The sequence below is a fragment of the Nocardioides sp. Z22_16 genome (assembly GCF_058134365.1).
Genome location: NZ_JBYTTI010000006.1, coordinates 1 through 12,704 on the forward strand (window position 1 = coordinate 1; position 12,704 = coordinate 12,704).

Annotated in this window: 13 protein-coding genes and 1 tRNA gene; 12 read left to right on the top strand and 2 right to left on the bottom strand. The window is 72.1% G+C overall.

Features of this window, described 5'->3' with window-relative positions; translation table 11 throughout:
- From AC3X7R_RS18185 to AC3X7R_RS18200, 4 genes are all read left to right on the top strand, one after another.
- On the top strand, positions 1–820 hold an 820-nt coding region (locus tag AC3X7R_RS18185), incomplete at its 5' end, for a hypothetical protein (RefSeq protein WP_489967101.1).
- 154 nt (positions 821–974) lie between these two features.
- Entirely contained in the window at positions 975–1,745 is a 771-nt protein-coding gene (locus AC3X7R_RS18190; RefSeq protein ID WP_489967102.1) for an electron transfer flavoprotein subunit beta/FixA family protein, read from the top strand.
- 14 nt (positions 1,746–1,759) lie between these two features.
- Positions 1,760–2,713, top strand: coding sequence for an electron transfer flavoprotein subunit alpha/FixB family protein (locus AC3X7R_RS18195; RefSeq protein ID WP_489967103.1), 954 nt, complete (start codon positions 1,760–1,762; stop codon positions 2,711–2,713).
- Between the two features lie 114 nt (positions 2,714–2,827).
- Positions 2,828–5,731, top strand: a complete 2,904-nt coding sequence (locus tag AC3X7R_RS18200) for a DEAD/DEAH box helicase family protein (protein ID WP_489967104.1) — start codon at positions 2,828–2,830, stop codon at positions 5,729–5,731.
- Here AC3X7R_RS18200 and AC3X7R_RS18205 read toward each other — a convergent pair.
- Positions 5,700–6,248 (bottom strand): SGNH/GDSL hydrolase family protein, encoded by a 549-nt coding sequence (locus AC3X7R_RS18205; protein ID WP_489967105.1) that lies wholly within the window; start codon positions 6,246–6,248, stop codon positions 5,700–5,702. The two genes, AC3X7R_RS18200 and AC3X7R_RS18205, sit on opposite strands and share 32 nt — an antisense overlap.
- On the bottom strand, positions 6,245–7,735 hold the full coding sequence (locus AC3X7R_RS18210) for a lysyl oxidase family protein (protein ID WP_489967106.1): 1,491 nt from the start codon (positions 7,733–7,735) through the stop codon (positions 6,245–6,247). Before AC3X7R_RS18210 ends, AC3X7R_RS18205 begins: the two co-directional genes overlap by 4 nt.
- A gap of 150 nt (positions 7,736–7,885) precedes the next feature.
- Here AC3X7R_RS18210 and AC3X7R_RS18215 point away from each other — a divergent pair, with 150 nt between their 5' ends.
- The 8 genes from AC3X7R_RS18215 to AC3X7R_RS18250 all read left to right on the top strand — a co-directional run bounded on the left by AC3X7R_RS18215 (position 7,886) and on the right by AC3X7R_RS18250 (position 12,670).
- Positions 7,886–9,136 (top strand): glutamate-5-semialdehyde dehydrogenase, encoded by a 1,251-nt coding sequence (locus AC3X7R_RS18215; protein WP_489967107.1) that lies wholly within the window; start codon positions 7,886–7,888, stop codon positions 9,134–9,136.
- Between the two features lie 35 nt (positions 9,137–9,171).
- Positions 9,172–9,321, top strand: a complete 150-nt coding sequence (locus AC3X7R_RS18220; RefSeq protein WP_489967108.1) for a hypothetical protein — start codon at positions 9,172–9,174, stop codon at positions 9,319–9,321.
- 2 nt (positions 9,322–9,323) lie between these two features.
- Positions 9,324–9,959: a nicotinate-nucleotide adenylyltransferase gene (nadD, locus tag AC3X7R_RS18225; RefSeq protein WP_489967109.1), complete on the top strand. Its 636-nt coding sequence runs from the start codon at positions 9,324–9,326 to the stop codon at positions 9,957–9,959.
- Complete coding sequence (gene rsfS, locus AC3X7R_RS18230) at positions 9,956–10,405, top strand: ribosome silencing factor (protein ID WP_489967110.1); 450 nt, start codon at positions 9,956–9,958, stop codon at positions 10,403–10,405. The genes nadD and rsfS overlap by 4 nt, the downstream gene beginning before the upstream one ends.
- Entirely contained in the window at positions 10,398–11,027 is a 630-nt protein-coding gene (locus AC3X7R_RS18235) for a histidine phosphatase family protein (RefSeq protein ID WP_489967111.1), read from the top strand. Before rsfS ends, AC3X7R_RS18235 begins: the two co-directional genes overlap by 8 nt.
- Before the next feature lie 71 nt (positions 11,028–11,098).
- Positions 11,099–11,171: transfer RNA gene (locus AC3X7R_RS18240), tRNA-Ala, on the top strand.
- Positions 11,172–11,384: 213 nt separating this feature from the next.
- The gene (locus AC3X7R_RS18245) at positions 11,385–11,816 is read left to right on the top strand and encodes a cupin domain-containing protein (protein ID WP_489967112.1); all 432 of its coding nucleotides are present in this window, start codon (positions 11,385–11,387) and stop codon (positions 11,814–11,816) included.
- The gene (locus AC3X7R_RS18250) at positions 11,813–12,670 is read left to right on the top strand and encodes an aldo/keto reductase (RefSeq protein WP_489967113.1); all 858 of its coding nucleotides are present in this window, start codon (positions 11,813–11,815) and stop codon (positions 12,668–12,670) included. Before AC3X7R_RS18245 ends, AC3X7R_RS18250 begins: the two co-directional genes overlap by 4 nt.
- The last annotated feature ends 34 nt before the right edge of the window (positions 12,671–12,704 follow it).

Sequence of the window (12,704 nt, forward strand, 5' to 3'; positions counted from 1 at the left end):
GGGGACCTCGGTGAGCGAGTCCACCCTGAACGGCAACCCGCTGACGACGACCGTCAACGTGCCGACCACCCAGGTGGGCACCGCCGGTGCGCTGACCGTCAACGCCGCAGGTAAGGGCGCTGACTTCACCGCCAGCAAGCTGGGCGACAACACCCTCGCGCTGGTTCGCTACACCTCGACCCTGCGTTACCTGCGGGCTGACGGCACCGAGCTGTCGATCGGCAGCGGCACCCCGGTGCCGTGCGAGCCGCAGCCGGGTCAGAACATGACCGTCGACACGGTCAAGGTCGTCCAGGCGACCACGACCACCGCGCTGGCGATCTCGGGCAACACTGCCACCGCGACGATCAGCTCCAACGGTGGCACCCCGGCCGGCTCGGTCGACTTCGTCGTCAACGGCCAGACCATCAGCGGCACCGTCACTGCTGGCAAGGCCACCGCGACCCTGCCGGCGCTTCCTGTCGGCAGCTACACGGTGACGGCCAACTTCAAGCCGACCAACGCCGAGGGCTACAAGGCCAGCAGCGGCACGGGCACCTACCAGGGCTCCGTGACCCCGACGCCGACCCCCACCCCGACCCCCACGCCGACGCCGACCCCGACGCCGACCCCCACGCCGACGCCGACCCCGACGCCGACGCCGACGCCGACGCCGACCCCGACGCCGAGCGTGACCCCGACGCCGACCCCGACGCCGAGCGTGACCCCGACGCCGACCCCGTCGGTGAAGCCGACCCCCACCCCCAACCCGGGTGGCGACTGGTTCACCCAGCTGCTCAACGCCCTGAAGAAGCTGGCCTGCCGCATCTTCAAGTGCTGATCGACTGACCAAGTGACACCGCCTCACCGGGCGGTGTGAGAGACCCCACCGTGGACCGAGTTCCACGGTGGGGTCTCTCGGTTGTAACCTCGCGATCACATTCGAGTGCACAGGAGGGGCCCCCGGGCCACACACCATGAACATTGTTGTCTGTGTGAAGTACGTCCCCGACGCAACTGCAGATCGTCAGTTCGAGTCCGACCAGACCGTTGACCGGGTCGGTGTCGACGGTCTGCTGTCCGAGCTCGACGAGTACGCCGTGGAGCAGGCCCTCCAGATCAAGGAGAAGGCTGGCGACGGCGTGGAGGTGACCGCGCTCTGCGTGGGCCCCGAGAAGGCGGTCGACGCGGTCCGCAAGGCCCTGCAGATGGGCGCCGACAAGGGCGTGCACGTGGTCGACGACGCGATCGCCGGCTCCGACGCCATCGCCACCTCGCTGGTGCTCGCCAAGGCCGTGGAGAAGATCGGCCCCGCCGACCTCGTCATGTGCGGCATGGCCTCCACCGACGGTGCGATGAGCGTGGTGCCCGCCATGCTCGCCGAGCGTCTCAACCTGCCCCAGGTGACCCAGGCCTCGGTCGTGGAGACCCAGGGCGACCAGGTCCGGATCAAGCGCGACGGCGACTCCGCCACCGAGGTCATCGGCGGCACCATGCCGCTCGTGCTCTCGGTGACCGACCAGTCGGGCGAGGCTCGCTACCCGTCGTTCAAGGGCATCATGGCGGCCAAGAAGAAGCCGCTCGAGACCTTCTCCCTGAGCGACCTCGGCGTCGACGCCGGCGAGGTCGGCCTGTCGGTGGCCTGGTCGGCCGTCGAGGAGACCACTGCCCGCCCGCCGCGCACCGCCGGCGAGATCGTCAAGGACGAGGACGGGACCGGCGCCAAGGCGCTGACCGAGTTCCTCGCCTCGAAGAAGTTCATCTGAGGAGCGTGTGAGCCATGTCTGAAGTCCTCGTTGTCGTCGACCATGTCGACGGTGCGGTCAAGAAGCCGACCTACGAGCTGCTCACCATCGCCGCGCGCCTGGGTGAGCCCTCCGCGGTCTTCATCGGTGGTGCCGACAAGGGTGCCGAGGTTGCCGAGGCCGTCAAGAAGTACGGAGCCGAGAAGGTCTACGTCGTCGACGACGCGCAGATCAAGGGCTACCTCGTCGCGCCCAAGGCCGAGGCGTTGCAGCAGCTGGTGGAGAAGACCTCTCCCGCCGCGGTGCTGATCTCCTCCACGGTCGAGGGCAAGGAGGTGGCGGCGCGCCTGGCGATCAAGGTCCAGTCCGGCCTCATCACCGACGCCGTGGACGTCCAGGAGGGGCCGGTCACCACCCAGTCGGTCTTCGCCGGCAACTACACGGTGACCGCCAAGGTCACCAAGGGCACGCCCATCATCACCGTCAAGCCCAACTCCGCCGCCCCGGAGGAGAAGGCGGGTGCCGGTACGGTCGAGGAGTTCGCCGCGACCATCTCCGACGCCGCCAAGACCGCTCAGATCGTGGCCTCGCAGCCCCGTCAGGCGTCCGGGCGTCCCGAGCTGACCGAGGCCGCGATCGTGGTCTCGGGTGGTCGTGGCACCGGTGGCAACTTCGAGCCGGTGGAGAACTTCGCCGACGCGCTCGGCGCCGCCGTGGGCGCCTCGCGCGCCGCGGTCGACTCGGGCTGGAAGCCGCACACCTTCCAGGTGGGGCAGACCGGCAAGACCGTCTCGCCGCAGCTCTACGTGGCCGCCGGCATCTCCGGTGCGATCCAGCACCGGGCCGGTATGCAGACGTCCAAGACGATCGTGGCGGTCAACAAGGACGAGGAGGCGCCCCTCTTCGAGCTGGTCGACTTCGGCGTCGTCGGCGACCTGCACACGGTTCTGCCCGCCGCCACCGAGCAGATCAACGCGCGCAAGGGCTGATCGGCCTCACGCGTCCACGACGCCCCGTCACCTCTGCGGTGACGGGGCGTCGTGCTGTTCCGGGGTCCTGACCCCTGCCCTGGCCCCGGTGACCGGACGGTTAGCGTGTCGGCCATGACGGTCCCGCCGCCGCTGCGCACCCATCAGCGGAAGGCGCTGGAAGCCCTGGAGGAGGCATGGTCGGCGGGACGCCGGCGTGCCTGGGTGGTGCTGCCGCCCGGAGCGGGCAAGACGAGGGTCGGGCTGGAGACCGCGTCGCGGCACCTCGCCGCGGGAGACGTGAGCCACGTGGTGGTGCTCAGCCCCAACACCGCCATCCAGGACCAGTGGGTGCGGGCGGCACGCTCGCACGGTCTCGAGGCAGGGACGGACCGCGAGCTCACCGGTCAGCTCACCTCGCTGACCTACCAGTCCCTGGCGGTCTTCGACCCCGACGCGGAGGTCGGCGACGACCCGGAGCAGCCTGACGACCCGGAGACCCGCACGCTCGGGCTACGCGCCGCGGCGGGGCCTCTGCTCGACCGTCTGCACCCCCGCGGCCGTGCCCTGGTCGAGAAGGCCGGCGACCAGGACGGTCTGCTGCTCGTCCTGGACGAGTGCCACCATCTCGTGGAGGTCTGGGGGCGCCTGCTGGCAGAGCTCCTCGACCTGCTCTCCGGAGCGCGGGTGCTCGGCCTGACCGCGACGCCCCCCGAGGCGCTGAGGGGCGACCAGGCGCGACTCGTCGACGAGCTCTTCGGCAGCACCGTCTTCGCGGCCAGCGTGCCCTCGGTGGTGCGGGAGGGCGATCTCGCCCCCTTCGCCGAGCTGGCCTGGCTGACGACCCCCACCGAGCACGAGGAGCAGTGGCTCACGGAGGAGGCCGTCCGCTTTGCGGAGCTCACCACCCGCCTGACCGACCCCGAGTTCGGCTCGGTCTCCTTCCTGACCTGGGTGGACCTGCGTGCGGTCGTCCCCGTCCCGGAGGTGATGTCGTGGGTGGCCCTGGCCAAGGGCGAGCCGGCGCTCGCCCGGGCCGTCCTCCGGCTTCATCACGTCGGACTCGTCGCCCTACCCGCCGGCGCCAGGCTCCTCGAGGAGCACCGGCGTCCTCCGAGCGCGGAGGACTGGATCTTCCTCCTCCAGGACTGGATGCTCAAGCAGGTCGTCCCCAGCCAGGACCCGCGAGACCGGGAGGCGGCCGACGTGGTGCGCTCGGCACTGCCGGCCGTCGGGCACGTGTGGACCCGGAACGGGATCCGGCGCGGGCGCTCCGGCGTGGACCGGGTCCTGGCGCGGTCGGAGGCGAAGACCCAGGCGGCGGTGGAGATCGTGGCGACCGAGTCGGCCGAGCTCGGGGACCGGCTCCGGATGTTGGTGCTCTGTGACCACGAGCGCGCCGCGGCGACGCTGCCCAGCGGGCTGCACGGGGTGATCGCCCAGCAGTCGGGATCGGCGGTCGCCACCCTGGCCGCCCTCGCCGCGGACTGGTCGACGCGCATGCTCGCCCCGGTGCTGGTCACCGGCTCGACGGTCGCGGCTGCCCCGGAGACGGTGAAGAGGCTGCGCGACCACGTGGCGCGGACCGACCCGGCACTCGCCCGGCGGCTCGTCGTCCAGGCGCTCGAGGAGACCGGTCTCTGCGCCCTGGTCGGCGGCTGGAGCAGCCGGCGGTGGGTCCGGCACGTGACCACGTTCTTCGAGGAGGGGCACTGCCAGGTCCTGATCGGCACCCGCGGCCTGCTGGGGGAGGGATGGGACGCGCGCAGGGTGACCGGGCTGGTCGACCTCACCACCGCCACCACGCTGACCGCAGTGGTGCAGACCCGGGGACGGGCCCTGCGCACCGACCCCGCGTGGCCCGACAAGGTGGCCGTCAACTGGTCGGTCGTCTGCGTCTCGGAGGCGCACCCCAAGGGCGACAACGACTGGGCCCGGCTGGTCCGCAAGCACCAGGGGTTCCACGGCGTCGACGAGGACGGCGACGTGGTGGACGGCGTGGCGCACCTGGACTCGTCCTTCTCCGCCTTCACGCCACCGCCGGTCGCGCAGTTCCACGAGGTCAACGCCCGGATGCGCGAGCGCAGTGGCCAGCGGCAGGCGATCGCCCGGCGCTGGCAGGTGGGGTCGCCCTACCAGGACCAGGTGGCCCCGACACTGCGGGTCCTCGCCGCGTCATCGCGCGAGGGTTCCGCCGGGGCGGTCCCGGGGAGCCGCCCCGGGGACGCCGTCGTGCGGTCGGCCCACCCCGCTCCCGCGGGAGTGGTGCCGACGCCTCAGGGGATCGCCCTCCGGGGCCCGACCTCGGCGCCGGCGGACCTTCGCCCGGGCGCGCTGCTCCCCGTCGGCACGCTGGGGGTGCTCAACGGCGTCGTCGGCGGCACCCTCGCCACGGGGGAGGGGGCTCTCGGTGTGGCCGCGCTCTTCGCCGCCCTCGGCGTCGGGGGAGGGGTCGCCCTCGCGGAGCTGGGCCGACGCCGCAGCCGCGCTCTCAACGACTGGGCTCGCGAGCAGCTGGAGCTGGCGTACGGCCTCCCCTCGGTGCATCGGGTGGCCTGCGCCGTGGCGCAGGCGCTGCAGGAGACGGGACAGGTCCGCAGCGGGTCCGCCGACGTCGTGGTGGAGATGCATCCGGGCGGCGAGCACCGGTGTCGCCTCTCGGGGGCGGCGACCGAGGAGGCAGGGCTCTTCGCGGAGGCGCTGGACGAGGTGCTGGGGCCCATGGGGACTCCGCGCTACGTGCTGGCGCGGCACGTCGGTCAGGTCCCCGAGGTGCCGTTGGGGCGGGTGCTCACCGCGAGTCAGGCACTTCGTCGCCTGCGTGCGGTCACCCCCGACGGAGTGGTCTGGCACAGCGTCCCGACGGTGCTGGGCACCCGCGCGGAGCTGGCCAGGCAGTTCGCTCGCGCCTGGGACCACTGGATCGGCGGCGACGAGCTCCTCTACACGGGGTCGCCGGAGGGGGCGGGGGTGCTGGCCGCCCAGCACGGGACCGATCCCTTCGCGGTCACGACCGTCGTCCGCCGCCACTGGACGTGAGCGCGACGGCTCTGGCCACGGCGGGGAGGAGCACCTCGTAGGCCGCCGGCGTCAGGTGGACGCCGTCGTCGAGGAAGGCGAGCGGCCCCAGCGGGTGCAGCAGGGCGGCGGCGTCGACCACCGTGCCTCCGGCGCGGACCACGACGTCGGCGAACGCCGCTCGGTGCGCCCCGACACCCGCGTTGGTGCGGTCCACCTCGCGGCGCAGGCGTGCCTCGTCCACCCCGGGAGGTGCGAGGAGGACGACGGGGCACGGCAGCGCCTGCACCACCGCGGTCAGGTGCGCGGTACCCTCGTCGACCGGTACTCGCTTCCACGGCGCGGCGTCGTTGGTGCCGACCGAGACCACCACCGCCGCGCACCCGGCCACGTCGACGCCCGCGACCTGACCCGCGAGGTCCCTGGTGAAGGCGCCGCCGCGGGCCCGGTTGATCACCCCGGTGCCGAGCAGGGGGACGCTGCGGCCCAGCCGCGCGAGGTGGCTGTCGCCCAGGAGCAGGATCCGTGCCGGGCTCACCCGACGGCGTCCTCCCTGACCAGGCCGACCGGCGGCACCTTGACGGTGCGCGCTCCGGGGCGGCCGCCCAGGTGGATGCGCCGCAGGCTCACGTTGTCGCTGGTGTCGTGCTCGACCAGCCGGCCCGACGGGTTGGCCTCCACCGCGATCCAGTACCACCCGTTCGGCAGGCCCTCGATCTTGAAGGCCTGCCCGGCGCGGTACTGCATGTAGGTGTCCCCGGACCCGGCCGCGAGCACCTCACGGACGGCCAGCGAACCGGGGGTGCCGCACGCGGTGCTGAGGTCGGTGCCCTCGGGCTGCCAGTCCGCCCCGGGGACGGTGTAGTCGATCGCGTCGGTGTTGGCCAGGCAGAACGAGACCTTGCCGGAGGTGGCGGCCACCGACCTGTCGGCCCGCAGCAGCCGGTAGCGAGCGAAGTCCTGGAAGTGCCAGTGCTGGTGGTTGGCCCGGTGGAACTTCATCTCGCCCACCACCTGGTGACCCACCTGGTTGCCCTCGGTGTCGAAGAAGTACTGGTAGGCGTCCATCACGTCCTGGTGGCCGCGACGGAAGCCGTCGACGACCAGGGGCGAGTCACCGGCGTTCCAGACGGTGGCGGAGAAGCGCAGGTGGGTGCTCCTGCCGTTGAGCTCGATCCCGGAGGCGGGGAGGGAGCGCAGGTCCGGGCGGGGTCCCTCCGCGCTGCCCGCCGCGTCGGTCACGGGCCGCGCCGGCGCCGGGATCAGCGCCCCCCGCGACGCCGGGTGCCTGCCTGCCCGGGCGTCGTGCTCGTGCTGGTGCTCGCGGCCGCGCTTCACCTTCAGGGTGCTGGTCAGCCTGCGCGAGGCCGTCGGCAGACCGAAGGCGTCGGCCCAACGCCGGTTGACCCGGATGGTCACGTCGTACCTGCCCGGCGCCAGACGGAGGGCCCTGGTGTCCCACGCGAGCGGTGCGGCCCACCCGGCCTGGACGCCCTGGACCGACCCCACGGTGAACGGGTTCCACGGGCAGCCGAGCGGGTAGGGCGAGGTCGCCGGGGCGTCGGGACGAGCCCGCTCACCCCCGTTGTTCAGGCACGCGTCCACGCGACGAGTCTCCACCAGGCGTCCTCGGCGGTCGCGGTACTCGACCCGGAGGAAGTTGGAGAGCCCGCGGAAGTCGCGCTGCAGGCCTGCCGGCACTGTGCCGCTCAGGGGGCCCGCGGACCAGGTCCCCGTGATCGGCTCGTCCCAGTCGCGGCGATGCGTGCGCACCTCCAGGGGCGCGGCGCCGGCGACGGCCCGGACGCCGAGATCCGCCCAGACGCGGTCGCGGCCCCCCTCCGTGGTGGCCTCCACGAGACGGGGCGCCCACAGGGTGAAGGGGGCGGCCTGATCGGCGGCGGGCGGACCCTGGACGTGCTGCTCGGCCCGGGCACCCCCTGCGCCCATGGCCACCAGGCCCGCGCTGAGCACCGCGGCCGCAGCCGCGGCCGCCCCTGCCCTGCGTCGTCGTGTCGTCGCCATGATCATCCCCCCGTCCGGGACAGTCCGGAGTGGACCGTCGCAGTGCCGTCGAGGAGGAGACGCGCGGCGCGACGGACGGGTTGTCCTGGCGCGGCGCCGTCCTGCAAGACCGGCATCCGCCATCATGGCGGTCGATCTAGGCTTGGCGCCATGAGTGACACCCACGAGTTCCAGCAGGTGGCCCTCCGTGCCCGGGCCGCCAGCCACGATCTGGCGCTGGCCACGCGGGAGGTCAAGGACCGGGCGCTGCACGCCATGGCGGACGCCCTGGAGGAGCACTCCGCCGAGGTGCTGGCCGCCAACGGCATCGACGTGGACCGCGCCCGGGAGGCCGGCACCCCGGAGAACATCATCGACCGTCTACGACTCGACCAGGACCGTCTCGCCGCGATGGCACAGGGGCTGCGCGACGTCGCCGGCCTGCCGGACCCGGTCGGCGAGGTGGTGCGGGGCTCGACCCTGGCCAACGGGCTCGAGCTGCGCCAGGTGCGCGTCCCCTTCGGCGTGGTGGGGATGATCTACGAGGCCCGCCCCAACGTCACGGCCGATGCGGCCGGGATCTGCCTCAAGTCCGGCAACGCGGTGCTGCTGCGCGGCTCCTCGAGCGCGAGGTCCTCCAACGCCGCGGTGGTCGACGTGCTGCGCGACGCGGTCGCGAGCGCGGGACTGCCTGCCGACGTCGTCCAGCTGGTGCCGGGGGAGAGCCACGAGAGCGTCAAGGTGCTGATGCGCGCCCGCGGCCTGGTCGACGTGCTGATCCCCCGCGGTGGGGCGGGCCTGATCCGCTCGGTGGTGGAGGAGTCGACGGTGCCGGTGATCGAGACCGGGACCGGCAACTGCCACGTGTACGTCGACCGCGCGGCCGACCTGGACCGCGCACTGGCCATCGTGCTGAACTCCAAGACGCACCGGACCAGCGTCTGCAACGCGGCCGAGTCGCTGCTGGTCCACGAGGACGTCTCCGGCGTCTTCCTGCCCCGGGTCGTGGAGGCGCTGCAGGCCGCTGGCGTCACCATCCACGGTGACGAGGCGTTCGCCGACTTCGACGGGGTGGAGCCCGCCACCGACGAGGACCACGGGGCGGAGTACCTCTCCCTGGACATCTCGGCACGGGTGGTGGAGTCGCTCGACGAGGCGGTCGAGCACATCCGGAGATTCTCCACCGGGCACAGCGACGCGATCGTCACCGACGACGTCAACGCCGCGCGAGCCTTCGTCGCGCGGGTCGACTCAGCGGCGGTGCTCGTCAACGCCTCGACGCGGTTCACCGACGGAGGCGAGTTCGGCTTCGGCGCCGAGATCGGCATCAGCACCCAGAAGCTGCACGCCCGTGGACCCATGGGCCTGCCGGAGATGACCTCCACCAAGTACGTCGTGACCGGGGACGGGCACGTCCGCTGACCAGCTCCGGTGCGGGTGCCGCTAGGATCGACGCCATGGCGCACAACGACGTTCTCCTCGCGGCGGCCGAGTCCCACACCTGGGCCGGCGTCAACCCCTGGGCCGTGGGTGTCATCACCCTGCTCATCCTCCTCGCCCTGCTGGGCGCTCTCCTCGCCTTCGCCGCGGGACGCGAGCACAGCTGAGCGTGCGTGGCCCACGCCGGGTCGGGGTGATGGGCGGGACCTTCGACCCCATCCACCACGGCCACCTCGTGGCCGCCTCCGAGGTGCAGGCGTGGCACGACCTGGACGAGGTCGTCTTCGTCCCCACGGGCGACCCGTGGCAGAAGTCGGAGCGAGCGGTCTCCCCGGCGGAGCACCGCTACCTGATGACGGTCATCGCCACGGCCTCCAACCCCCGCTTCCGGGTCTCCCGGGTCGACATCGACCGCTCCGGGCCGACGTACACCATCGACACCCTGCGCGACCTGCGCGCCGAGCTGCCGGACACCGATCTCTACTTCATCACCGGGGCGGACGCCCTGGCCGACATCTTCACCTGGCGTGACGCCGAGGAGCTCTTCGAGCTCGCCAGCTTCGTCGGGTGCACCCGCCCGGGCTACGAGATGGACGCCAAGACCCTGGGGGCCATCCCCGCCGACCGGGTCGAGATGGTGGAGATACCCGCCCTGGCCATCTCCTCCACCGACTGCCGCCAGCGCACGCGGCGAGGCGAACCCGTCTGGTACCTCGTGCCCGACGGCGTCGTCCAGTACATCGCCAAGCACCACCTCTACCTCGACTCGCCCATCCCGCTCCACCAGCACCAGGAGACCTCGTGACCGCCACCGACCATGCGCTCGAGCTGACCCGCACCGCAGCCGCTGCGGCCTCGGAGAAGCTTGCCACCCAGATCATCGCCTTCGACGTGAGCGAGCAGCTGGCGATCACCGACGTCTTCGTCATCGCCTCGGCGCGCAACGACCGACAGGTCAAGGCCGTGGTCGACGAGGTGGAGGGGAAGCTGCGCGAGATCGGGGCCAAGCCGATCCGCCGCGAGGGTGAGCGGGACGGCCGCTGGGTGCTGCTCGACTACGGCGACGTCGTCGTCCACGTCCAGCACGAGGAGGAGCGGCAGTTCTACGCCCTCGAGCGACTGTGGCGCGACTGCCCCGCGATCGACCTCGGCGACCTCGGTGCCTCCGCGGCGCAGGTGCCGGACGCCGACGAGACCCGCGAGGCCGGCGAGACCGATGAGGGCGGCGCGGACGACCGCGAGGATGCCTGAGCCCCGCACCCTGCTGCTGCTGCTGCGGCACGGCCGTACGGCCTACAACGCCGAGAAGCGGATCCAGGGACAGCACGACGTGCCGCTGGACCGGGTCGGCGAGCGGCAGGCGAAGGAGGTCGCCGACCTGTTGGCGGGCATGGGGCCGTGCTTCGTGCGCTCCTCCGACCTCAGTCGGGCGCGGGCGACCGCCGAGGCCGTGGCCGTGGCTGCCGGCCTGCCGGTCCTCACCGACCCGAGGCTGCGGGAGTTCGACCTGGGGGAGCGGAGCGGCTGGTCCCACGAGGAGTACCGCGCCTCCCACCCGGCCGAGTTCGCGCGGTTCAAGGCCGGCGAGTACGACGCGGCTCCAGGCGCCGAGACGGTCGGCGCGCTCCTGGCGCGCACCCTGCCCGCCCTCGACGAGGCGGTCGCCGCGCTCCCTGACGGGGGTCTGGGGATCGTGGTCTCCCACGGGGCGGCGCTGCGGGTCACGGCCGCGGAGTGGGTGGGTCTGCCCGCGGGGGCCGGACTCTGCTTCGGCGCGCTCGGCAACTGCCATTGGGCGCTCGTCCAGGAGTCGACCGACCCGGAGACCGCGGCGCAGGTGCGGCGCCTGGTGGCCTGGAACCGACACGCCTGACCCCCGATTCGCATCCCGGCGGGCCATTGGCTAACATTCTGCGAGTTGCCACCGCCCGCGGTGGAAACGATGGGGCTGTGGCGCAGCTGGTAGCGCATCTGCATGGCATGCAGAGGGTCAGGGGTTCGAGTCCCCTCAGCTCCACCGAGAACGACGTACACGAACCCCCCGACATGCGACGCGTGTCGGGGGTTCTTGCGTGTGCAGGCCCTAGTGGTGTCGGCGCCCCTGGCCACGACGTCCTGGCCACGACGTCCTTGCCCCCGACACCCTTGCGTGGCGCCTCGGAGTGCGCGGAGACTGCTGGGAGGGTCGAGCCCACGACCTGGGGCACCGGAGGAGCACGGAGCAGGCACGATGACGGACGACTTCGAGCAGATCTTCCCGCTCGGGACGCCGAACGACGTCTACGCTCAGTACTTCACCGGCCAGAGCTATCTGGCTCCGCTCGCCTCGGGGAGCGTTCCGGTCAGCAACGTCTCCTTCGAGCCTGGCTGCCGCAACAACTGGCACATCCATCACGGCACGGCCGGCGGGGGAGACCAGATCCTGATGTGCACGGCCGGCAGCGGCTGGTACCAGGCCGACGGCGAGGCTCCGGTTAGCATGGAGCCGGGAAGCGTCGTCCGGGTGCCCGCGGGCACCAAGCACTGGCACGGCGCGAAGTCCGGCTCCTGGTTCTCCCACCTCGCGTTCATCACCCCCGGTGAGGACGTCCGCAACGAATGGCTCGAGCCTGTGACCGACGAGGTGTACGGCGCGCTGCCGGAGCACGGAGCGAAGACATGAGCGTCCTGAGCCAGACCTACACCCTGACCAACGGCGTGGAGATCCCGAAGCTGGGGCTCGGGACCTGGTTCATCGGCGACGACGCGGCGTCGGCGGCGGTGAGGGCGGCGATCGAGATCGGCTACCGCAACATCGACACCGCGCAGGCCTACGGCAACGAGCGCGGTGTCGGGGAGGGCGTCCGCACCAGTGGCGTGGCTCGCGAGGAGCTCTTCGTCTCGACCAAGCTGGCCGCCGAGATCAAGGAGCACGACGCCGCGGTGGCCGCGATCGACGGGTCGCTGGCGACGCTGGGGCTCGAGTACGTCGACCTCATGCTCATCCACTCCCCGCAGCCGTGGGGCGACTTCCGGGGCGGCGACTACGCCGACGGCAACCGTCAGGCGTGGCGTGCGTTGGAGGAGGCCCACGAGGCGGGCAAGATCCGTTCCATCGGGGTGTCCAACTTCCTGCGCACGGACCTGGAGAACCTCGCGCAGGGCTCGGCGATCGTCCCGCACGTCAACCAGGTGCTCGTCCACGCGGGCAACACGCCCTCCGAGCTCCTGGAGTACTGCGCGAGCAAGGAGATCCTGGTGGAGGCGTACTCACCCCTCGGGCACGGGGAGATCCTGAGGAACGCCGAGGTGCGGGCGATGGCCGAGAGGTACGGCGTGAGCGTCCCGCAGCTGTGCATCCGCTACACCCTGCAGCTGGGCACCGTCTCGCTGCCGAAGACCGCGAACCCCGACCACATGCGCGCCAACGCCGAGGTGGACTTCGAGATCTCCGAGCCGGACATGGCGGCTTTGCGCGACCTGCGCGCCCAGGACTACGGCGACTCCAGCGTCTTTCCGGTCTACAGCGGCAGGTAGCCCTCCGGCAGACGACGACGCCCCGAGGAGCTCC

Coding starts and splice junctions, on each gene's coding strand:
- AC3X7R_RS18235 (WP_489967111.1), top strand. CDS start 10,398: ATGCCTGAGCCCCGCACCCTGCTGCTGCTGCTGCGGCACGGCCGTACG.
- AC3X7R_RS18195 (WP_489967103.1), top strand. CDS start 1,760: ATGTCTGAAGTCCTCGTTGTCGTCGACCATGTCGACGGTGCGGTCAAG.
- AC3X7R_RS18245 (WP_489967112.1), top strand. CDS start 11,385: ATGACGGACGACTTCGAGCAGATCTTCCCGCTCGGGACGCCGAACGAC.
- AC3X7R_RS18250 (WP_489967113.1), top strand. CDS start 11,813: ATGAGCGTCCTGAGCCAGACCTACACCCTGACCAACGGCGTGGAGATC.
- AC3X7R_RS18220 (WP_489967108.1), top strand. CDS start 9,172: ATGGCGCACAACGACGTTCTCCTCGCGGCGGCCGAGTCCCACACCTGG.
- AC3X7R_RS18215 (WP_489967107.1), top strand. CDS start 7,886: ATGAGTGACACCCACGAGTTCCAGCAGGTGGCCCTCCGTGCCCGGGCC.
- AC3X7R_RS18210 (WP_489967106.1), bottom strand. CDS start 7,735: ATGGCGACGACACGACGACGCAGGGCAGGGGCGGCCGCGGCTGCGGCC.
- AC3X7R_RS18200 (WP_489967104.1), top strand. CDS start 2,828: ATGACGGTCCCGCCGCCGCTGCGCACCCATCAGCGGAAGGCGCTGGAA.